This is a genomic window from Arthrobacter oryzae (genome assembly GCF_030718995.1).
GTDB classification, from domain to species: domain Bacteria; phylum Actinomycetota; class Actinomycetes; order Actinomycetales; family Micrococcaceae; genus Arthrobacter; species Arthrobacter oryzae_C.
This window is the reverse complement of sequence record NZ_CP132204.1, coordinates 3,489,786-3,509,491: the sequence shown is the minus strand read 5'-3', so window position 1 is coordinate 3,509,491 and position 19,706 is coordinate 3,489,786. Positions and strand designations below refer to the sequence as shown.

The following is a 19,706-nucleotide window of genomic DNA, read 5'->3' as shown; positions in this document are numbered from 1 at the left end:
TAGTCACATCAGGCCGGGGGCGTCAGCAACGCCACTGTCTCCATGTGGTGGGTGTGCGGGTACAGATCAAACGCGCGGAGCCCTGCAAGCTGCCAGCCGCCCTCCCGGAAGTACCCCAGGTCCCGGGCGAACGACGCCGGATCGCAGGACACGTAGGCGATGGCCCGGGGACCTGCGGCGATCAGTTGGCTGACCACCGCCTTGCCCGCCCCTGCGCGTGGCGGATCAAGCACCACTGCATCGAAGTTGCGGGGTTTCTGGCGCAGGACGCGTTCCACCCGCCCCTGCACGATCTCCACCTGCGGCGCCCCGTGCAGGTTCTTCCGCGCATCGCGGCTGGTGCCCGGAGCACCCTCAACGGACAGTACGGAGCCGGTCACACCGACGGCGTCCGCGAGTGCGGCTGTGAACAGGCCCGCCCCGGCGTACAAGTCGGCCACCACGGCGCCCGGCTCCAGGTAGCCGCCGTCGTGCAGGAAATCCTTGACCGCCCCGACGAGGGTGTCCGGTGCGTCCCGGTGGATCTGCCAGAAGCCATCCCCCGTGACCCGGTATTCGTGCCCGGCGGCCGACTCCTGGACCCACGTGCGGCCGCGCAGCTGCAGGACCTCGCCCTTGGCGGGGTCGAAGCTGGCCACCGAGACCTCTTCGGGCAGCTGCGCGAGGATCGTGCCGAGTCGCTTGGCCCGGGTGCCGGCGGCCGGGGCCAGCAGCACCAGCGGGCGCGATCCGTTGGCGGGGGCCGCCACCTCCACGCGGTCAATGCCCTGAAGATCGATGTCCCACAGCCTGAGCCCGTTGATGCCGGGAACAGCCAGCGGCATTTCGCGGATGGCAATGACGTGATCGGAGCGATGCGCGTGCATGCCCAGCCTGCCGGCGGGCGTCACGGCGAAGCTGGCCCGCGTCCGCCAGCCCAGCCCGGCGTCGCTGCCGGCTTCGCCGCCTGAGTCCCTGCCTGTGGCGCTGCCTCCCCCGACGGCTTCCACCCCGGTGACGCGTTCGACGCCGGCGAGCCGCTTCAGCTGTTCCGCCAGGACGTCAGCCTTGAGGCTTCGCTGGCGTTCCAGCGATATGTGGCCCAGTTCTGCGCCGCCCACCGGGGGGTGGCCGTGGGACCACGCCCGCCGGGAATCCGCCAGGTGCCAGAAGTGGGGCACGCGGTCCGGCGACGCTTCGAGCACTTCCACCACGTCGGCACGCCAGAACTTCGATCCGTCGCCGGCGTCGGTCAGGCGGATCCGGACCTTCTCGCCGGGAATGGCGTGGCGGACAAACACCACGCGGCCTTCGTGGCGGGCTACACAGTGCCCGCCGTGGGCGATGGGCCCGACATCCACCACGAGCTCGGCGTCCGTGCGGGTCTGGGTCTCGGGGTTCATTGGATATCCTGCATTTTCTTGGCTTCTTCGGACGATTTGAGCTGCCATGGCACACTGGCCACCATGACTCCCGGCTCGAAATGGAGGCGGGTTTTAATACGCAGTGCGGTCTGGTTGTGGACCAGTTGTTCCCACCATTTGCCCACCACGTACTCGGGGATGTACACCACGATGAGGTCGCGGGGCGAGTCCCGCCGCATGTTCTTCACGTATTCCATGATGGGAGTCACGGTTTCCCGGTAGGGGCTGGCGAGGACGGTCAGCGGTACCGGAATTTCCAGTTTCTCCCAGTCAGCCAGTGTGTGCGCGGTTTCCTCGGAGTTGATGTCCACGGTGATGGCATCGAGCCGCGAGGGCCTCGACGCACGGGCGTAGGCGAGTGCCCGCAGTACGGGCTTGCGGACATGGGATACCAGCAGCACGGCGTGAACCCGGGACGGAAGGGCGCGGGGCGAGGAGTCCTCGTCCACGGCCAGCTCCTTGGCCACGTTGTCGTAGTGCGCGTGGATGCTCCACATGATCAGGTAGAGCACGAACATCGCCAGCAGCGCGATCCAGGCACCCTGCTCGAACTTGGTGATCAGCACGATCGTCAGGACCAGCGCGGTCATGCCGAAGCCGATCATGTTGATGGTGCGTGACTTGAGCATCCGGAGGCGCACGGCCTTGTCCCGGGCAAGCTTCAGTTCACGGCCCCAGTGCCGCACCATTCCCAGTTGGCTGGCGGTGAAGGAAATGAAGACGCCGACGATGTACAGCTGGATGAGCTTGGTGACGTCGGCGTTGAACGACAGGATGAGCACCAGGGCGCCGGCCGCGAGGGCCAGTACTCCGTTGCTGAAGGCCAGGCGGTCTCCGCGCGTGCGCAGCTGGCGCGGAAGGTAGCCGTCCTGGGCCAGGATGGACCCGAGGACCGGGAAGCCGTTGAACGCGGTGTTGGAGGCAAAAACCAGGATGACGCCGGTGGCTGCCACCACGATGTAGAACAGCAGGGAGCCGGGCCCGAAGATGGTTTGCGCGATCTGGCTGATGGCGGGGCTCTGGATGTAGTTCTCCGGCGGGGGCTGGCCGTTGACCAGGAATTCCGTGGCCGGATCCAGCACGATGTGCACTTTGGTGGCGTTGGCCAGGTAGATGATGCCGGCGAGCATGGCCGAGGCGATGACGCCCAGCAGGAGCAGGGTGGTGGCCGCGTTCTTGCTCTTGGGTTTCTGGAAGTTGGGGACGCCGTTGCTGATCGCTTCCACGCCGGTCAGGGCGGCGGCACCGGAGGAGAACGCACGGAGCAGCAGGAAGGCGCCGGCGAGCCCGACAAGCCCCTCGTCGAAACCGGGTGCGGGAACAATCGTGAAATTCGCGGAAGGGGCCTCGCCCAACTGCCCGGTGGCTGCCTGGAAGATGCCAACGGCGGTCATGCCGAGGATGGACGCCATGAAGATGTAGGTCGGGACGGCGAAAAGGCTTCCGGCCTCCTTGATGCCGCGAAGGTTCACCAGCGCCAGGATGACCACTCCCACGGTGGCTATCAGGGCCTGCTGGCCGTGGAGCGCGGGCACGGCGGCGGTGAGGTACGTTGCCGCCGAGGACATGGAGACGGCCACGGTGAGCACGTAGTCCACCAGCAGCGCCGATGCGACCGTCAGCCCCGCATGCTTGCCGAGGTTGACGTTGGCTATTTCATAGTCGCCGCCGCCGGACGGGTAGGCGTGCACGTTCTGGCGGTAGGAGGCCACCACTGTGAGCAAGACCACCATGACGGCGAGGCCCACCCAGGGGGAAAACGCCACCGCACTCACACCCGCCAGTGCCAGGGTCAGGAGGATTTCATCGGGTGCATAGGCCACGGAGGACAGGGCGTCTGAGGCGAAGACCGGAAGCGCGATCCGCTTAGGCAACAGGGTGTGGGCCAGCCGGTCGTTCCGGAAGGGCCTCCCCACGAGCACCCGCTTCGCGGCATTCAATATAGTCAGCACTCCACAAAGCTAGTCTGATTCGGACGCGATGTCATGACGGTAGAGTCGTACGCAGCAACGGGGAAAAGACTGAGGAGGCACGGGTGGCGCACTTCGTGATCATGGGTTGTGGACGCGTGGGAGCAACGCTCGCACACACCCTCGAGGATGCCGGCCATTCGGTGGCCATCATCGACCAGGACGACCGTGCCTTCCGCAGGCTCCGCACCGGTTTTTCAGGCCGTAAGGTCACGGGAGTCGGGTTCGACCGGGAAACCTTGAAACAGGCCGGCGTCAGTGAGGCGTACGCCTTCGCCGCCGTGTCCAGCGGCGACAACTCCAACATCCTGGCCACCCGGGTTGCCCGCGAAACCTTCCACGTCCCCCACGTGGTGGCAAGGATCTATGACCCCGGCCGCGCCGAGATCTACCAGCGACTGGGCATTCCCACGGTTGCCGCGGTGCGCTGGAGCGCGGATCAGGTGCTCCGCAGGATCCTGCCCGAACAGCACCTCGCAGGTGACTTCCGTGAGCCGTCCGGCCGGCTGGTCCTGGCCGAAATCGACCTCGACCCTGCCTGGATCGGCCACTCCGTGGCTGCCATCGAAAAGGCGGCCGGAATCCGGATCGCCTACCTGACCAGGTTCGGAGAAGGGATGCTGCCCGCCGCCACCACGTCCTACCAGGAGGGCGACACCGTCCATGCCATGCTGCGCGTGGACCGCAGCGCCGAGGTAGGCCACATTCTTGCCAAAGAACCCCCCAAGGAGCAGTAAGTGAAAGTCGTTATCGTCGGGGCAGGCAGCGTCGGTTCCTCGATTGCCCGTGAGCTCCTTGCCCACAAACACGAGATCCTGCTGATCGACCTGAAGCCGGAAGTGATTGGCCGCAGCGGGCTCCGGGGCGCGCACTGGCTGGTCGGCGACGCGTGCGAGCTGAGTACCCTTCAGGACGCCAAGCTCGAAGACGCGGAGGTGGTGGTTTCAGCCACGGGAGACGACAAGGTCAACCTCGTGGTCTCGCTGCTCGCGAAGACGGAGTTCGGCGTCGGCCGCACCGTGGGCCGGGTAAACAACCCCAAGAATGACTGGATGTTCAACGATTCCTGGGGGGTCGACGTCGCAGTCAACACCCCGCAGCTCATGACCGCCCTCGTCGAGGAAGCGGTGGAAATCGGCGACCTTGTCCGGCTGCTCACCCTGCAGACCGGCGTCTCGTCCCTGGTCGAGTTCACCGTGCCCCACGACTCGCACGTCATCGGGCTCACCGTGGGCGGCATTGACTGGCCTGAGGACTCCACACTGGTGGCGATCCTCCGGGACCAGGCCCCCATCACCCCCAGCCGGGACGACGTGCTCGACGGCGGTGACGAACTGTTTTTCGTCACGACGATTGCTGCCGAAGACGAGCTCAGGGCGCTGCTCTCCCCCGAGCAGCAGGTGGACCGGGACACAGAGTCGCACCCGCCGCATAACGGCGAGCTGCAGGACGACGAGCATGAGGGCCGGCAGCCGGAGCAGCAGGCTCCCGAGGACGACGGCTTCGACGGCTGATGCCGAAGCCACCGGTACGGTGCCTAGGGCTGTGCCTACGGCTGCGGCGGACCACCGGGACGCGACGCAGCCGGACGGTCAACCGCGGGCACGGCAGGACGGGTGATCAGCCAGGCAACCCACACACCCAGGATGTACAGCGGAGTACCCATGAGGAGCCGTGTGGTGGCGAGGGCGGCCAGGCCTTGTTCACCCATGAAGTACAGCGGCACCTGGACCAGCAGCCGCAGCGCCAGGACGCCCACGATCACCCACGTCCCCAGTCGGTAGGCCCTGACGCGGGCCGGGTCCTTCCGCCAGTCCAGCCCCTCGTTCCTGATGAAGCCGAACAGCAGGCCGGCGATGGGCCAGCGGAGCGCTATGGACAGCACCATCCCGGCAATGTAGGCCGCATTGGTGAAGAACCCCGGGACGTAGAAGTCCTCCGCCTTGCCGGTGGTATTCGCCAGCCACGCCGAAATTCCGACGCCGACGACCCCGGCCAGCGCCTGGGTCAGGGGCCGCCGCTGGACCAGCCGCGCCACGGTGAAGGCGGCAGCCGCGGCCAGGGCGCCCACCAGGGACAGGGTGAGGTCGCGGGTGATGGTGAAGGTCACGAGGAACACGAGTCCGGGGACGATGGTCTCCGCGATGCCCTGCACGCCGCCGGCACTCTTCAGCACGTCGATGTTGCCGTTCTTCGACCGGTGCAGGCCGGCCTTCGCTGCGTAGCCTTCCGCGAGGTTGGCCACTGACGGCGTTTCCGGCGCGGGCTGTGCTTTGCGCGGTTCGGACGCGGCCGGACCGGCAGCGGGATCCGGGTTCTCGGACGGCGTCATTCGTTCTCCTGGCGGGACAGTATTTCGTAGCGGGGATTGAACATGGTGGGAAGGCCGTCGCGCAGGGTCAGCATGCCCTGGAGCCTGAGCTCACAGCCCGGTTCCACGCCGGGAACCCGTCGCCGGCCGAGCCACACGACACGCAGCCGGTCGCGCCGGCCCGGTCCCCCGGGCCGCCGGGCCGACGCCGGTTCCGCGGCGGCCGGGGCGGGGCCGGCCTTTTTGCGCGGGAGGTCGTGGTCGGTGACGATGGCGGTGAAGGTGGCAACCTGGGTGGCCGGCACGTAGGTCACAGACTCAATATAGCCACGGCACAGCACACGCCCACGGTCCGGCAATCCACTGATGGAAAGTTCGGGCTGCGGAAAGTCGGCGGCCGGATCAGCCAATCTGGGTGATCTCCGGTCCGCGCTCCGGCTGCTGGAATTCGGGTGCGCCCTGCTGCGGCGCCGGCGCGGAATCCTTCGGCAGGCGAAGCTGCAGCAGGTCACGCGGCGGCATGGGGCTTTCGCCCCGGACCACCACGATCTGGCGGAACAGGGATTCAAGGTTTGCGGCGGCGTCGCGGTCCAGGGCAGCTTCCCCGCCCAGGACTCCGCGGAGGAACCAGCGCGGACCGTCGACCCCGATGAAGCGGGCCACGCGGTAGCCGCCTGAGCCGTCGGCCGTTCCGGCCGGAAGTTTAGCCACCAGTTCGGTGCCGAAGACGCCGGGGATCTCTTCGACCTGGCCGCCCTGGCTTCCCACGGACTGCCCGATCTGTTCCCGGATCTCATCCCAGAGTCCTTCGGTGCGCGGCGCTGCGAAGGCCTGGAGCTGGAGGCTTGAACCCTCGAGGTCCATGGTGACGGCCACAACCCGCTGCGTGGCTTCCTCAATCTCGAGCCTCAGCTGGAGACCTTCACGGGGTGCAATCAGGAGCGCGCCGAGGTCCACGTAACCGTCGGTGCTGTCGATTTCCGAGACGTCAAACGGTCCGGTGGCTGCCCTGCCGGTTTTTTCCCCGGCAGCGGAGTCCGCAGTCTCCAGGGTTTCCCCGGGCTCTACTGCCTGGTCCTTCTTGGCCTTCTTGCCACGCCCAAAAACCATCGGGTTGTCTCCTTAGTTGTGATCTTGTCCGCCGTGCCGCCTGGGCCGCGGGGAATCCTGCAGCGCCCGCAGAGCCGGGCAGCGCCCGAGGGCTAGGCCTGCGGTGTCGCGAAACCACCGGTGGAACCAAAGCCACCCGTGGAACCGAATCCGCCGTCACCGCGGACCGAGTCGCTCAATTCCGCAACGGCCACGAACTGCGCGTACTCCACGCGCTGAATGACCATCTGTGCAATTCTATCGCCGCGCCGCAGTTCAATGGCTTTCTCCCGGTCCGTGTTCAGCAGGGTCACGGAGATCTCGCCGCGGTACCCGGCGTCGACCGTTCCCGGGGCGTTGACGACGGTCAGCCCGTGCTTGGTGGCCAGCCCGGAACGCGGGTGGATAAGGGCGACATAGCCGTTCGGCAGGGCGATCGAGACTCCGGTGGGAACCAGGCGGCGTTCACCCGGCTCGAGAACGACGTCCTCGCGCGCACGGAGGTCCGCTCCGGCGTCGCCGGGGTGGGCGTAGGACGGGGCCTCGAGGCCGGCGTCGAGCATTTTCAGCTGGACGGACAGGGTGGGCGATCCGTAGGCCGCGGCGCTGCCTTCCGGGGAGTTCGGCGGCAAAGTACTCACGGCTGCAGTTTCTTCAGTCACAGTCATTCACTCTAACGCCAGCGGCGCATCCGGGCCTAGCCGCCGGGGGAACCAGGCGGTGCCGGGCCAAGGTGAAATACCCCGGGAAAAGTGGAAAGCTGGGGCTATGCCGGAATCTAGTGCAGCTGTGCCTGCCCCCAACAGCACACCCCGCGGAACCACCGTTCTTTACCGTGAGAAGCTCCACCCGAACCTGTGGATCTGGCTGGTGGCAGCAGGGCTCTCCGGCGCCGGCATCCTCGTTTTCGCCCCGATCAGCCTGGCGGCCGGCATCACGGCGGCACTGGTGCTTTTCACCATCATTGCGGTGCTGCTGGTCCTGTCCACACCCTCCATCACGGTGACCACGGACACCCTACAGGTGGGGCGGGCCACCATCGAGCGACGCTACATCGGCACCGTGGCACAGTTCAGCGGCAAGGAGGCGACGGCGGAACGCGGCCCGCGCCTGAACGGCCTGGCCTACCTGTGCATCCGCGGCTGGGTGGACCCGGTGGTCAGGATCGAGATCACGGATCCGTCCGATCCCACGCCGTACTGGCTCACGTCCACGCGGCACCCGGCACGCCTGACCGCGGCCCTCACCGGCTCGTAGAAGCACCGGCTCCCGTAGCGCCGGTCAGCCTTCGCAGTCCTTGCAGAAAAGCAATCCGTTCTTTTCACGGGCGATCTGCGAGCGGTGACGGACGAGGAAGCAGGACGAGCAGGTGAATTCGTCAGCCTGGGCCGGCAGGACGCGGACCATGAGTTCCTCGCCGGACAGGTCGGCACCCGGGAGTTCATAGCCTTCGGCAAGGTCGGACTCGTCTTCATCCACCACTGCCGTGGGCTTGTCCGCGCGCCGGGTCTTCAGTTCCTCGATGGAATCTTCGTTTAAGTCTTCTGCAGATTTCCGCGGCGCATCGTAGTCTGTCGCCATTATGTGCTGGTCACACTCCGCTATCTTCGGTTGAGTCACCGGATCCCCGGTTCACCGATGTCAACGCAGATCCGCCTGGTTTTGTGCCCGGCACGTGCCCGTTTTTGGCTTGCGGCGGCAGCGACGGCCTGAAAGTCCCGGAATATCGCGGCGCGCCCTCTGCCTTCCCCGGAATTGTGACTGCCGGGTGGCAGAGTTTCGAATGTCAGTAATGCCAGGGTGGAGGATTTGTATGCAGGATCTACGGCTTGTAGGCGTCCACGACGACGGGGAGCATCTCCTGTTGAGCGGCACCGGCGGCGAGATGTTCCAGCTGCCGATCGACGAAGCTCTCCGGCTCGCGGCCAGCCGCTCTCCGGCGAAAGTTGCCGCTAAAATCACGCCCGTCGCCATGTCCCCGCGGGACATCCAGGCGCGGATCAGAAGCGGGGCCACGGCCGCCGAAGTCTCCGAACTGTCCGGTATTCCCCTCGCCAAGGTCCAGCGCTATGAGGGACCCGTACTCGCGGAACGCGAATACGTGGCACAGCAGGCCCGCAAAATCGAGGTGGCATCCCCTGCACCGGGCCATGATGTCTACCGCTCCGCTTTCGGGGACAACCCGGCCACCCTGGGTGAAATGGTGGCCCACCGGCTCAACGCCCACGGCATCGAGTCCTCATCGGTGGAATGGGACTCCTGGCGGCGCCCGGACGGCACCTGGACCGTCGTTGCCCGCTTTGAGACCAATCCCGGCGGCCATGCCAGCATCGGCGAGGAGCCGCCTGCCATGTGGACCTTCAGCCCGGCCCGGAAGTCTCTGCAGAACGCCAACCGCTGGGCTCAGCAGCTCAGCGAACTGGAACCGCTCGACGGTCCCATACCGGCTCGGCGCCTTTCGGCCGTTTCCGACCGCCCGTTTGACTTCGAGACAGACGCCGACGCAGCCGCCGCCCGGACCGCATCCGGCCAGCCCGGCAAGGATTCAGACGGGCTGCTGGACATGCTGCGGTCACGCCGCGGCCAGCGGCTGGGAGTCGACGAGGACGCCGATGACGCCCTGGCACTGCTGCTCACCAACGGAGTTCCGGCGGCCCACCCCCGCCCCTCCGAGGTGGTGGCCGAACCTGAACCCGATGACGGCGCAACGGGGGCCGGGAACGGCGAAGAAGACGCCGCACCGGCCGCCAAGGGGGACTCGTTCACCCGCAAGCGCGACGGCCGGGCATCCATGCTCTCGCGCCTGAGCCTCGCTCCCCGGCCCGCCGGTGATGAAGACCAGCGACTGAAACTTCACGACGGCGTCAGCACCGAGACCCGGGAGATCACCATTGTGGCGTCCCCGCTGCGCCCGGTAACCGGGCCGGATGACGCACCGCCGGAAGAGTCCGGCAGTACGACGGCGGCACTCGACGCCGGCCCGCACAGCGATGCCCCTGCCGGCACCGAACCGGCTTCCGCCAAGGACACGGCCCCCGTCCGGCAGTCCGGCTGGAACCGCGAGTCTGCTCCGAACGTCGGCCTGGATGAACTGCTGGGCGGAGGGAGTCCGCGCCGGAAGCGTGACGATGCTCCGGCGGCGTCAAGGAGCGAACGGGAAACCGAGCAGCCCGAACGGCAGCCGTCCAAACCCAAGCGCTCCAGCGTCCCCAGTTGGGATGAAATAGTCTTCGGCCCCCGCGGCGACTGAAGGCGCGGTCCAAAGCCCGAGTCGGCAGCAGCCTGAGTCAGCGGCCTAACCGCGCCGGGTTTCCCCGGAGCCATGCCACAGGCAGGCGTCCACCTCGAACGGCAGCAACTGGTCCTGCTGGGCCATCACGTTGGCGCCGTGGGCCGTGACCCGCCGCATGAAGTGCCGCCGGCACAACGTCTCGTAGCCCACCACGGGTTCGTGCTCCGCAGCGCCGGCGGACGACGCGTCCCCGGCCATGTCGACGTCGCCCACCACCACCTGCGCACCTTCGGTCACCATCACGCCGTCAATCGTGCGTGCATTATGGGTGGCCCGGCGGCCGCACCAGCACAGCGCCTCCACCTGCAGGACCTGGACGCGGTCCGCGAGTTCGATGAGCCGCTGCGATCCCGGGAAGAGCCGGGTGCGGAAGTCCGCGGTAATGCCGAAAGCAAACACGTCCACGTCGATCTCGTCAACAATCCGGGCCAGCTGTTCCACCTGCAATGGCGAGTAGAACTGCGCTTCATCACAGATGAGGTAGTCAACCCGCAGGCCGCGCGTGCGGCGTTCAATGACCTCATCCCAGAAATCCGTGCCGTCCAGGACCTCCACGCAGTCGGTCTCCAGTCCGAGCCGGCTGGAAATCCGTGCACCGCCGGCCCGGTCGTTGCGGCTGAAACGGACACCGCCGCGTCCCCGGGCCCGGTGGTTATGGTCCATCTGCAGGGCAAGCGTGGATTTTCCGCAGTCCATGGTCCCGGAGAAGAACACGAGTTCAGCCACGCGCTCCCTTTCTGCCTTGAGCCTGGAAACATAGCAGCGGGACTTCGCGCTCCGCCTTGGTCAGGGACCCGTGCTGCCCGACCACCTCCAGCGCCGCGGGACGGACACGCCGTGTGTCATAGAACGCCAGGGCGTCCCTGGCGGCCACCAGGACGTCCCCGATGCGCGGGCTGACCTCCGGCCTGACGTCACCGAACAGTCCGGCCGCCACGGCCTCGCCGCGGCTGAATGCCCAGATCCTGTCGCCGAACCGTTCCCGCCACGATCCAATCAGCCGGGTGCGGTCCTCTTCCCCGGCGTCGGGCTCAAGGTACAGGTGGACCATGCGGGGCTCCCCCGCCGTGTGACGAACACCGGCGATCAGGGCAGGTTCCGCCGAGAAGTCGATCCGCTGCGACTCGGGGACGTCGAGCATGCCGTGGTCCGCCGTCAGCAGGACGGTGGTCCCCGGCGGAAGGGTTGCGTTGAGCCGCCGTACCGTGGCGTCGAGCTCTTCGAGCTGGTGCTCCCAATGGGCCGACTGGCAGCCGTAACGGTGGCCGGCCTTGTCCAGGTCGTTCACGTAGAAGTACATCAGCGAGCTTTCAGCGGCAAGCATGGCGTCCGCCGCAGCGGCCGTCCTGGCGTGCGGGGTGCCCGCGGCGATGAATCGTCCGCCCCGCAACGCGGCCTGCGTCATGGGCGAGCCGCCGAACTGCGGCAGGCTGATGGTGGTGACGTCAGTGTGGGCAGCTGCGCGCTCGAACACGGTGGGAAACGGCTGCCATTCACGGGGGTCCACACCGGCGTCCCAGTTGCCCAGCAAGTTGACCACCTTGTCCTGCCGCGGATCGAGGACGTCGTAGCCCACCATTCCGTGCTGGCCGGCCGGGAGCCCCGTGCCGAAGCTGGCGAGGGAGGACGCGGTAGTGGAAGGAAAAGCCGAGTCGAGGGATACCGGCACCGCTCCCTGGCCCTGCTGCATCACGGACCGCAGGAACGGGGTATGTGCCGCCTTTTGCTTCAGCAGGCTACGGCCCAGGCCATCGGCTAGGACAACGCACACCCGCCGTGCTGCCGGCAGGTTCAACCGGTTCTCAAAGCCCTCAATCCCGAGGCTTGCTGCGGCGCTGGTGAGCACTTCGGCGATGGAACGTTGCCCGTAGGCCGGGGCCGGGGGCACAAGCGATGGAGCCGGGGCACCCTCGGCGACGGCGACGGCGGACGGTTCAGATTTGTTCCCTGGCGTCATCTCAGCGCTGGTGCCCGCGGCTGAGCCGGTTTCCGAAAACACCGGTGCGGGGACGCGGCGGGGCAACCGGGCCGCTGTGCGGCACGGGCGCGGGCGAACCGGTGTTCACGGCGCGCAGCGCCCGGGCGAACAGCTTGGCATCCTGGACGGCCTGCAGGCCGTCAGCTTCCGCACTGATGCGGAGCACGATGTCCTCCTGGGCGATGGTGCCGCTGTAGCCGTGGTCGGCTTCGCACTGCGGATCCCCGCAGCTGGCCGGGCCCATGTCCAGCCGCTGGCCGCCGGACCAGGCGATGGAGAGGGTGAGTTCCCGGACGGGGTCGGAGGGCTTGTAGTTCTGCGGCTGGGCGTACATGTAGCTCAGCACCACGGAACGGATTTGCGCTACGGGCACGGACTCCGTGGAAATCTGGGCGACGATCTGTTCTCCGGCCTCGTCCAGCTGCTGGTCGTCCACGTGGGCGATCACCAGCATGTCGTCCGTCAGCACCAGCACGGTGATGTGCCGGCGCACCTCGGCGCGGTCGAAGTGGGTCTCAAGGTGCACCAGGTGCGCCATGCAGTCGCGGCCGTCCAGCGCGTCGTCAACAACGTCAGCTACCAGCCGTGGATAGAAACCTGCCTGCTGGAGGGCGCCTTCCAGGCTTTGGCCCTGGGCACCGTGGTCGTGCGCGCCGTGGCTGTGTGAGGCCTGGTGACCGGATCGGGGTGCTTGTGGCTTCGACGTGGGAGGCTGGGGGCTCATTCCCCCATTTTCACAGATCGACTGAACACTTGCTAACTGTGAGCCCGGTCCGCTAGCTCCGCATCGCCCGGCGCGCACTGTCGGTCCGCTGGGCGGCGTTCGCTATCCGGACATCGGCGGCCAGGATTGACACCCCGCGGGGCCCGGCCAGCACGGGGTTGAACTCGACCAGCGCGATCTCGGGGTGGTTGTCCTTCAACCGGGTCAGCCGCGCGGCCAGGTCCTCCAGCGCAGCAACGTCCACCGCCGGCAATCCCTGGTAGCCGAACAGTTTCCGGGCCGCCCTGGGGGCGCGGATGAAGTCGTGGACATCGGCTCCGGACAGTGGCGGAACCCGGTGGGCCCAGTCCTCCAGCAGGTTCACCGCGTCGCCGGCAAGGCCGAAGGAAATCACCGGACCCAGCAGGGGGTCCTCAATGGCCCTGAAGGTGCAGGCCTGCCCCACCGGCGCCATGGTCTGGACCTCCATGGACGGCGAGCCGTAGGGTGCCAGGGCGCGGTGCATCTGGATGATGTTGCGCCGCAGGGAATCCGCGTCCTGGATGTCCAGCCGCACGCCGCCAAGGTCCAGCCGGTGGCGCAGCGCGGGGTCGGTGGTCTTGAGCACCACCGGCCAGCCCAGCCGTTCCGCTGCCGCGACGGCCTCGTCCGGCGTTTCGAAGCCGGCGGACGGCACCACATGGATGCCGTAGTGGGAGAGCAGCGTGGCGGCCTTGACCGGGTCGAGCTGCAGCAGCTGCTCACCGGGGACGTCATGGAGCAGTTCCTCCAGCTCGGTCCTGACACTTTCCGCGTCGCAGCCGGCAGGCTCCACGAACAGGCCCTTGTCGCGTTCCACCCATTGGGCGTACTTGACCACGGCGGCGAGCGCAGCGACGGCGGCGCCCGGGTTGGAGTAGCACGGCACTGATCCGCCTGCGGACTCATCCTCCACGGAGTGGACCGTAGCTTCGGCGCCCACCATGCCCTCGACATAGACGGACGGGTCCAGGATCCCGGTGAAGGCGGCGACCACCGGCTTTCCGGCCGCTGCCGAGCATTCCGCCAGGACGCCTGCAATTTTTTCCACGGTGAGGCCGCGTGCCGGCAGCAGCGCCACCACCACGGCGTGGATGGTGTCAGCGGCGAGTATTCCGGCCAGGCTCTGGCGGAGGGCGGGCAGCGCCAGTGACATCCCGGCGTCGAGATCCACGTCGGTGACGATCCGTTCAACGCCGAGCCCGTTGGCGGCGGCGCTGTCCGCCACCACTTTGCCGAGCGCCCCGGAGTTGCTGAAAACCGCGATGTCCGCCCCGGCCGGGAGCGGCTGGCCGGCGACGATCTGTGCCACGTCCATCAGCTGCTCGATGGTTTCCACCCGGATCACACCTGACTGGCGCATCATCGCGTCCAGGGCTCCCGGGGGCGCCTGCGTGGTCCGCACGGCATGCCCCGGGGGCAACTGCAGGCCCATGGAGTCCGACTTCGCCACAATGACGGGTTTGGTGCGGGCAAGCCGCCGCGCCAGCCGGGAAAACTTGCGCGGATTGCCGATGGATTCGAGGTAGAGCCCCACGGCGGCGGTGTCGGCGTCGTCTTCCCAGAACTGCATCATGTCGTTGCCGGAGACGTCTGCCCGGTTGCCGGCGGAAAGGAAGGTGGAGATGCCCAGGCGGCGCCGGCTGGACGCCGCGTACAGCGCCACTCCGATGGCGGCCGACTGGCTGAACAGGCCCAGGCCGCCCCGGCGCGGCAGGCTCGGCGCCATGGACGCGTTCAGGGACACGGCCGGGTTGGTGTTGACGATGCCCAGGGATGCCGGCCCGATCACGCGCATGCCGTTGGACCGTGCCTGGCGGACCAGTTCGCGCTGCCGTGCCAGTCCGCGATCGCCGTCGTCGGCGTACCCGGCTGTCGCCACCACGACGCCCTTCACTCCTGCGGCCGCGCAATCCGCCACGACTTTGGGGACTTCCTCATAGGGGACGGCGATGATGGCCAGCCTGACGGGGTCCGGCACGTCGGAGAGCTTCCCGAACGACAGCATGCCCGCGAGTTCGAGCGCCTCGGGGTTGATGGCGTAGACCGGCCCGGTGAAGCCGCCCTCAATGATGTGCTCCAGCAGCTGGTAACCGACGGTGCCCCATTTGCGGCTGGCACCGATCACCGCCACCGACGACGGCGCCAGCAGTTCCTGGATGCTGCGCGCCTCCGCGCGGTGCTCGCGGGATTCCATCACGGCGCGCGACTTTTCCGTGGGGTCGATGTTGAATTCCAGGCTCACCACGCCGTCGTCGAAATGCCTTTTGACGTCGTAGCCGGCGTCGGAGAAGACCATCAGCATCTTGCGGTTTTCCGGCAGCACTTCGGCGCTGAATTTACGGATCCCGTTCTCGCGGGCGGCGGCCGCCAGGTGTTCCAGCAGGATCGACCCGATGCCGCGCCCCTGGTGGGCGTCGGCTATATTGAAGGCAACCTCGGCTTCTTCGGGATCGGCCAGCCGGTCGTAGCGGCCGATGCCCAGGATTTCGCCGCCGATGGTGATCACCAGCGCCACCCGGTCCTTGTAGTCCACTTCCGTGAAGCGCTTCAGCTCCTTGCTGGAGAGCCGCGCCTTGAAGGCGAAGAACCGCATGTAAATGGACTTCTGCGACTGGCCGGTGTGGAAAGCCTGCACGGCGTCGGAATCTGAGGGGTGGATGGGGCGCACATGAGCCGTCCCGCCGTCCCTTAGAACGACATCGGCTTCCCAATATTCCGGATATACGCCGTCCCCGGGCTGATCCACCATAGGGTTAGCCTAGCTAAAACTCGCCAGTAAACCGTTAAGGATCCACCAGCCCCATGGCCCGCCGCCAAAGTTCCGCCCCGGCAGGGGACGCCGTCCAGGACTACACCGAGAACATTGTTGACATCGACGTCACGTCGGAAATGGAAGGCTCGTTCCTCGAATACGCCTATTCGGTCATCTATTCCCGGGCCCTTCCGGACGCCCGCGACGGCCTGAAACCGGTACAGCGGCGCATCCTGTACATGATGAGCGAGATGGGCCTGCGCCCGGACCGCGGCCACGTGAAGAGCGCCCGCGTGGTGGGCGAGGTCATGGGCAAGCTGCACCCGCACGGCGATACCGCGATCTACGACGCCATGGTCCGCATGGCGCAGGACTTCTCGCTGCGGCTGCCGCTGATCGACGGGCACGGCAACTTCGGCTCGCTCGACGACGGACCGGCGGCCCCGCGGTACACCGAGGCCCGCCTCGCGGCGGCGGCGCTCACCCTCACCGACCACCTCGACGAAGACGTGGTGGATTTCGTCCCCAACTACGACAACCAGCTCACGCAGCCGGACGTCCTCCCGGCGGCGTTCCCCAACCTGCTGGTCAACGGCGCCACCGGCATCGCCGTCGGCATGGCCACGAACATGGCCCCGCACAACCTGGTGGAAGTCATCTCCGCCGCCCGGCACCTGATCGCGAACCCGGAGGCCACGCTCGAGGACCTCATGCGGTTCGTTCCCGGCCCGGACCTGCCCACGGGCGGGCGGATCGTGGGCCTGGACGGCATCCGCGATGCCTACGCCACCGGCCGCGGCTCGTTCAAGACCCGCGCCAAGGTCGAAGTGGAGCAGCTCTCCGCCCGCCGCACCGGCCTGGTGGTCACCGAACTCCCGTACATGGTGGGCCCGGAGAAGGTGATCGAAAAGATCAAGGACGCCGTCAACGGCAAGAAGCTGACCGGCATCAGCGACATCGTGGACCTGACCGACCGCAAGCACGGTCTGCGCCTGGTCATCGAACTGAAGAACGGCTTCAACCCGAACGCTGTGCTCCAGCAGCTCTACCGCTACTCGCCGATGGAGGATTCGTTCGGCATCAACAACGTGACGCTGGTGGACGGCCAGCCGCAGACGCTGGGGCTGGTGCAGCTCCTCTCTGTCTACGTCGACCACCGCATCACCGTGGTGCGGCGGCGCACGGCCTTCCGGCTGGCGAAGAAGAAGGACCGCCTCCACCTGGTGGAGGGCCTGCTGATCGCCATCGTGGACATCGATGAGGTCATCCAGATCATCCGTTCCTCCGACGAGGTGGCCGCTGCCCGCGAACGGCTCATGTCCATCTACGACCTCACCGAAATCCAGGCGAACTACATCCTGGAACTCCGGCTCCGGCAGCTGACCAAGTACTCCCGGATCGAGCTCGAAAAGGAGCAGGAACAGCTCAAGCGTGAGATCGCAGAACTGGAAGCCATCCTCGGCTCGGACCAGCTGCTGCGCGAACTGGTGTCCGACGAACTCGCTGATATCGCCGAAAAATACGGCACACCGCGCCGCACTGTCCTGCTCGAATCCGAAGCGGTCTCCCCCACCGTCGCCGCGCTGGCCGCTGCACCGGGAGGCAAGGGAAAGGCTGCACCCCTCGCACTGGAGATCGCCGACGACCCCTGCTGGGCCATCCTCACCGCCAGCGGGCAGATCGCCCGGACCTCCAACCAGGAGCCGCTGGCCGAGTCCGGGCCGCGGTCTAAGCACGATGTCTTCCGGTCCGTGGTGAAAACCTCCGCGCGCGGCGAGATCGCCGCCGTCACCTCGCTGGGCCGGATGCTGCGCCTCCAGGTCATGGACATGCCCGTCCTGCCGCCGATGTCCGGGCTCCCCAACCTGACCGGCGGAGTGCCGGCCAAGGACTTCATCACGCTGCTGAAGGGCGAAGCGCTCGTTGCTTTCGTGCCGCTGGACACGGTGCTGGCGATCGGCACGGCGCAGGGCATCGTGAAGCGCGTGCAGCCCGACTACCCACTCAACCGCGAGGACTGGGAGATCATCACCCTCAAGGACAAGGACACCGTGGTGGGCGTTGAACCTGCCGGCGCGGACGACGTCGACCTCGTGTTCCTCACCCGGCAGGCACAGCTGCTGCGCTTCAGCGCGGCTAATGTCCGGCCGCAGGGACGCACCGCGGGAGGCATGGCCGGCATCAAGCTGGGCGCCGGGGACCAGGTGCTGTTCTTCGGAACCGTAGCCCCCGGCGACGGCGCCGCCGTCGTGGTGACCGTTTCCGGGACCGACGGCGCCCTGCCGGGTACCGCTCCGGGGGCCGGGAAGGTGACGGCGTTCGAGGAGTATCCGGCCAAGGGCCGGGCCACTGCCGGAGTGCGGGCCCACCGGTTCCTGAAGGGCGAAGACACGCTGCTCATCGCCTGGGCGGGCCACGGGCCGGCCAAGGCGTCCTCACTGGCAGGGGTGGCGCGTTCGCTGCCGCAGGAGCACGGCCGCCGGGACGGTTCGGGCATCCCGCTGTCGCAGGCGGTGGAAGCCATTGGGCCCAGCATGACCTGGGCCTAGACTACTGGCATGCCTATCATCCCCGACGAAAAGGACTGGACCTGGGTGCTGACCCGGGCCTGCCCTGAATGCGGTTTCGACGCCTCAACGGTCACCCCGGCCACGGTTCCCGGGACCGTGGCCAACATGCTTCCGCGCTGGCGGGCGGCGCTGCGGCGGCCGGACGTTGCGGAACGCCCGGACGACGCCACGTGGTCCGTGCTGGAGTACGCATCGCACGTCCGGGACGTCTTCAGCCTTTTCGACCACCGCCTGAACCTGATGCTGAGCCAGGACAACGCCCGGTTCGAGAACTGGGACCAGGACAAGACCGCGGTGGAGCAGGACTATGCCAACGCGGATCCCGCCGTGGTGAGTGCCGAACTGACGGCCGAGGGTGAGCAGGTGGCTGAGTCGTTTGCCGGCGTGCACGAGGACGAATGGGGCCGGAAGGGTTTGCGGAGCAACGGTTCGGAATTCACGGTGATGACCCTTGCGCAGTACTTCCTGCACGACGTCGTCCATCACCTGCACGACGTCGACGCCTGACCGGCGCGGCTAGCGACCGTTGGCTGCCGGGTCAGTTGCGCCCCGTTAGCTCCTTGTCCCAGGCCAGGCTCCTGTTGACGGCGGCGTAGCCCATCTTCTCGTAGAGGGCGAGGGCGCCGGTGGGGTTCTCCGAATCAACATCAAGCGATGCGCGGTCCATTCCGGCTGCTGCGAAGCGGCGCATCGCATCGGCGAGCAGCGCCTGGGCGATGCCCCGGCCACGGTACTCCCGGCGCACGCCCAGCAGGTCCGTGTATCCCTCGCTGTAGCCCCGGGACACCGCACTGTCGGGGTCGTGGCTGGCCAGCTGGTAGCCCGCCACTATTCCGGAGCTGCGGTCCAGGACCACGGCGCTCAGGTCCGGCCTGGCCTGCGGATCATTGACGGTAAATCCCCAGGACTCCTCATCCCGCGGTTCGCTCCCCCAGTGGTCGCGGAAGGCGGCATTGTGGGCCAGCCGGACGTCCTCGCTGAGCTCCGGGCGCATGGTCACCAGGTCCAGCCCGTCGTCGAGCCGCACGGCGGGAAGCTGAACGCCGTCCAGGCGCCGGTGCATCTCGTTGAAGTACCGCACCACGTGGAATCCGGACGTGCGGAGCAGCCGTTGCTGGTGCTCGTGCTGCTGCTCCATGTGGATCCGCAGCCGAGGCACAGCGCGCTGGTGTGCGGGAAGGCTGTTTTCGGGCCCGCTGTCCTCGGCGAAGCGCTGGACCGTCCGCTCGCTGAGCCATCCCAGAAGGGCCGTGCCGATCCCCCGGCGCTGCCAGGCGGGGTCGACGCAGCCGAAGCCGTAGGCTTTGTCGCCGTCCTTGTTCTTCGTGATGCGGGCGTAGGCGCGGGGAACCTCGCCGCCGTCCAGCACCAGGAGGGTGTTGTCTGCAGGATGGTTCTTTTTCGACTGCAGGATCTGTTCGAGGTCGGCGGCACGCTCGAACCACACAGGCTTTTCCGTCTCAGCCGTCCGGGCGATCAGTGCCGCCCACGCTTCAGTGTCCGGCTCAGCGGCAGGGCGCCAGGCCAGGCCCGCGTCCGTGAGGGATGTCCGCCAGGATCCGGGCGCCGGAGCGTCGTGGTTCAGCATGGCAACAG

General features: G+C 67.4%; 18 protein-coding genes. 6 read left to right on the top strand and 12 right to left on the bottom strand.

The genetic code is table 11. The features are described 5' to 3' along the window. Nucleotides 1–8 precede the first annotated feature (8 nt). Together Q8Z05_RS15990 and Q8Z05_RS15985 are read right to left on the bottom strand one after the other, a co-directional pair. The gene (locus tag Q8Z05_RS15990) at nt 9–1,382 is read right to left on the bottom strand and encodes a class I SAM-dependent RNA methyltransferase (protein WP_305940574.1); all 1,374 of its coding nucleotides are present in this window, start codon (nt 1,380–1,382) and stop codon (nt 9–11) included. Next, a complete protein-coding gene (locus tag Q8Z05_RS15985; RefSeq protein ID WP_305940573.1) occupies nt 1,379–3,355 on the bottom strand; it encodes an APC family permease in 1,977 nt (658 codons plus the stop codon). Before Q8Z05_RS15985 ends, Q8Z05_RS15990 begins: the two co-directional genes overlap by 4 nt. 83 nt (nt 3,356–3,438) lie before the next feature. On the opposite strand from Q8Z05_RS15985, the gene Q8Z05_RS15980 reads away from it, so the two are divergent. Next, on the top strand, nt 3,439–4,110 hold the full coding sequence (locus tag Q8Z05_RS15980; protein WP_305940572.1) for a potassium channel family protein: 672 nt from the start codon (nt 3,439–3,441) through the stop codon (nt 4,108–4,110). Continuing rightward, nucleotides 4,111–4,887 carry a potassium channel family protein gene (locus Q8Z05_RS15975; RefSeq protein WP_305940571.1) on the top strand — a complete coding sequence of 259 codons (777 nt, stop codon included), beginning with the start codon at nt 4,111–4,113 and terminating at the stop codon, nt 4,885–4,887. 35 nt (nt 4,888–4,922) lie between these two features. On the opposite strand, the gene Q8Z05_RS15970 is transcribed toward Q8Z05_RS15975, so the two are convergent. From Q8Z05_RS15970 to dut, 4 genes are all read right to left on the bottom strand, one after another. Further along, nucleotides 4,923–5,705, bottom strand: a complete 783-nt coding sequence (locus Q8Z05_RS15970; RefSeq protein WP_305940570.1) for a DUF3159 domain-containing protein — start codon at nt 5,703–5,705, stop codon at nt 4,923–4,925. Beyond that, a complete protein-coding gene (locus tag Q8Z05_RS15965; RefSeq protein WP_371745868.1) occupies nt 5,702–5,998 on the bottom strand; it encodes a hypothetical protein in 297 nt (98 codons plus the stop codon). The genes Q8Z05_RS15970 and Q8Z05_RS15965 overlap by 4 nt, the downstream gene beginning before the upstream one ends. A gap of 88 nt (nt 5,999–6,086) precedes the next feature. Then, nucleotides 6,087–6,794, bottom strand: coding sequence for a DUF3710 domain-containing protein (locus Q8Z05_RS15960; protein WP_305940568.1), 708 nt, complete (start codon nt 6,792–6,794; stop codon nt 6,087–6,089). A gap of 92 nt (nt 6,795–6,886) precedes the next feature. Continuing rightward, on the bottom strand, nt 6,887–7,435 hold the full coding sequence (gene dut / locus Q8Z05_RS15955; protein WP_305940567.1) for a dUTP diphosphatase: 549 nt from the start codon (nt 7,433–7,435) through the stop codon (nt 6,887–6,889). Nucleotides 7,436–7,541: 106 nt separating this feature from the next. Here dut and Q8Z05_RS15950 point away from each other — a divergent pair, with 106 nt between their 5' ends. Next, nucleotides 7,542–8,030, top strand: a complete 489-nt coding sequence (locus Q8Z05_RS15950) for a DUF3093 domain-containing protein (protein WP_305940566.1) — start codon at nt 7,542–7,544, stop codon at nt 8,028–8,030. A 24-nt stretch (nt 8,031–8,054) separates the two neighbouring features. Here the strand turns inward: Q8Z05_RS15950 and Q8Z05_RS15945 are convergent, their stop codons facing one another. Further along, nucleotides 8,055–8,354 (bottom strand): DUF4193 domain-containing protein, encoded by a 300-nt coding sequence (locus Q8Z05_RS15945; RefSeq protein ID WP_305940565.1) that lies wholly within the window; start codon nt 8,352–8,354, stop codon nt 8,055–8,057. A gap of 232 nt (nt 8,355–8,586) precedes the next feature. On the opposite strand from Q8Z05_RS15945, the gene sepH reads away from it, so the two are divergent. Beyond that, nucleotides 8,587–10,023, top strand: coding sequence for a septation protein SepH (gene sepH, locus Q8Z05_RS15940; RefSeq protein WP_305940564.1), 1,437 nt, complete (start codon nt 8,587–8,589; stop codon nt 10,021–10,023). A 45-nt stretch (nt 10,024–10,068) separates the two neighbouring features. Here the strand turns inward: sepH and Q8Z05_RS15935 are convergent, their stop codons facing one another. Genes Q8Z05_RS15935 through Q8Z05_RS15920 form a run of 4 tightly spaced genes read right to left on the bottom strand, consistent with a single transcriptional unit; the run spans nt 10,069 to nt 15,537 of the window. Beyond that, nucleotides 10,069–10,791 carry a thymidine kinase gene (locus Q8Z05_RS15935; protein ID WP_305940563.1) on the bottom strand — a complete coding sequence of 241 codons (723 nt, stop codon included), beginning with the start codon at nt 10,789–10,791 and terminating at the stop codon, nt 10,069–10,071. Further along, nucleotides 10,784–12,022, bottom strand: coding sequence for an alkaline phosphatase family protein (locus Q8Z05_RS15930; RefSeq protein ID WP_305940562.1), 1,239 nt, complete (start codon nt 12,020–12,022; stop codon nt 10,784–10,786). Before Q8Z05_RS15930 ends, Q8Z05_RS15935 begins: the two co-directional genes overlap by 8 nt. Before the next feature lies 1 nt (nt 12,023). After that, a complete protein-coding gene (locus Q8Z05_RS15925) occupies nt 12,024–12,767 on the bottom strand; it encodes a DUF5998 family protein (RefSeq protein ID WP_305940561.1) in 744 nt (247 codons plus the stop codon). A 52-nt stretch (nt 12,768–12,819) separates the two neighbouring features. Further along, nucleotides 12,820–15,537, bottom strand: a complete 2,718-nt coding sequence (locus Q8Z05_RS15920) for a bifunctional acetate--CoA ligase family protein/GNAT family N-acetyltransferase (protein ID WP_305940560.1) — start codon at nt 15,535–15,537, stop codon at nt 12,820–12,822. 53 nt (nt 15,538–15,590) lie between these two features. Here Q8Z05_RS15920 and Q8Z05_RS15915 point away from each other — a divergent pair, with 53 nt between their 5' ends. Then, entirely contained in the window at nt 15,591–18,089 is a 2,499-nt protein-coding gene (locus Q8Z05_RS15915) for a DNA gyrase/topoisomerase IV subunit A (protein ID WP_305940559.1), read from the top strand. Nucleotides 18,090–18,098: 9 nt separating this feature from the next. Beyond that, on the top strand, nt 18,099–18,617 hold the full coding sequence (locus Q8Z05_RS15910; RefSeq protein WP_305940558.1) for a DinB family protein: 519 nt from the start codon (nt 18,099–18,101) through the stop codon (nt 18,615–18,617). A 31-nt stretch (nt 18,618–18,648) separates the two neighbouring features. Here Q8Z05_RS15910 and Q8Z05_RS15905 read toward each other — a convergent pair whose 3' ends face one another. Beyond that, the gene (locus Q8Z05_RS15905; RefSeq protein WP_305940557.1) at nt 18,649–19,698 is read right to left on the bottom strand and encodes a GNAT family N-acetyltransferase; all 1,050 of its coding nucleotides are present in this window, start codon (nt 19,696–19,698) and stop codon (nt 18,649–18,651) included. Nucleotides 19,699–19,706: the final 8 nt, after the last annotated feature.

Bases quoted from the DNA above. Each gene is read 5' to 3' on its own strand.
- Q8Z05_RS15905 (WP_305940557.1), bottom strand. From the start codon at position 19,698: ATGCTGAACCACGACGCTCCGGCGCCCGGATCCTGGCGGACATCCCTC.
- Q8Z05_RS15945 (WP_305940565.1), bottom strand. From the start codon at position 8,354: ATGGCGACAGACTACGATGCGCCGCGGAAATCTGCAGAAGACTTAAAC.
- Q8Z05_RS15960 (WP_305940568.1), bottom strand. From the start codon at position 6,794: ATGGTTTTTGGGCGTGGCAAGAAGGCCAAGAAGGACCAGGCAGTAGAG.
- Q8Z05_RS15990 (WP_305940574.1), bottom strand. From the start codon at position 1,382: ATGAACCCCGAGACCCAGACCCGCACGGACGCCGAGCTCGTGGTGGAT.
- Q8Z05_RS15930 (WP_305940562.1), bottom strand. From the start codon at position 12,022: ATGACGCCAGGGAACAAATCTGAACCGTCCGCCGTCGCCGTCGCCGAG.
- Q8Z05_RS15970 (WP_305940570.1), bottom strand. From the start codon at position 5,705: ATGACGCCGTCCGAGAACCCGGATCCCGCTGCCGGTCCGGCCGCGTCC.
- Q8Z05_RS15950 (WP_305940566.1), top strand. From the start codon at position 7,542: ATGCCGGAATCTAGTGCAGCTGTGCCTGCCCCCAACAGCACACCCCGC.
- Q8Z05_RS15925 (WP_305940561.1), bottom strand. From the start codon at position 12,767: ATGAGCCCCCAGCCTCCCACGTCGAAGCCACAAGCACCCCGATCCGGT.
- Q8Z05_RS15910 (WP_305940558.1), top strand. From the start codon at position 18,099: ATGCCTATCATCCCCGACGAAAAGGACTGGACCTGGGTGCTGACCCGG.
- Q8Z05_RS15920 (WP_305940560.1), bottom strand. From the start codon at position 15,537: ATGGTGGATCAGCCCGGGGACGGCGTATATCCGGAATATTGGGAAGCC.
- Q8Z05_RS15915 (WP_305940559.1), top strand. From the start codon at position 15,591: ATGGCCCGCCGCCAAAGTTCCGCCCCGGCAGGGGACGCCGTCCAGGAC.
- sepH (WP_305940564.1), top strand. From the start codon at position 8,587: ATGCAGGATCTACGGCTTGTAGGCGTCCACGACGACGGGGAGCATCTC.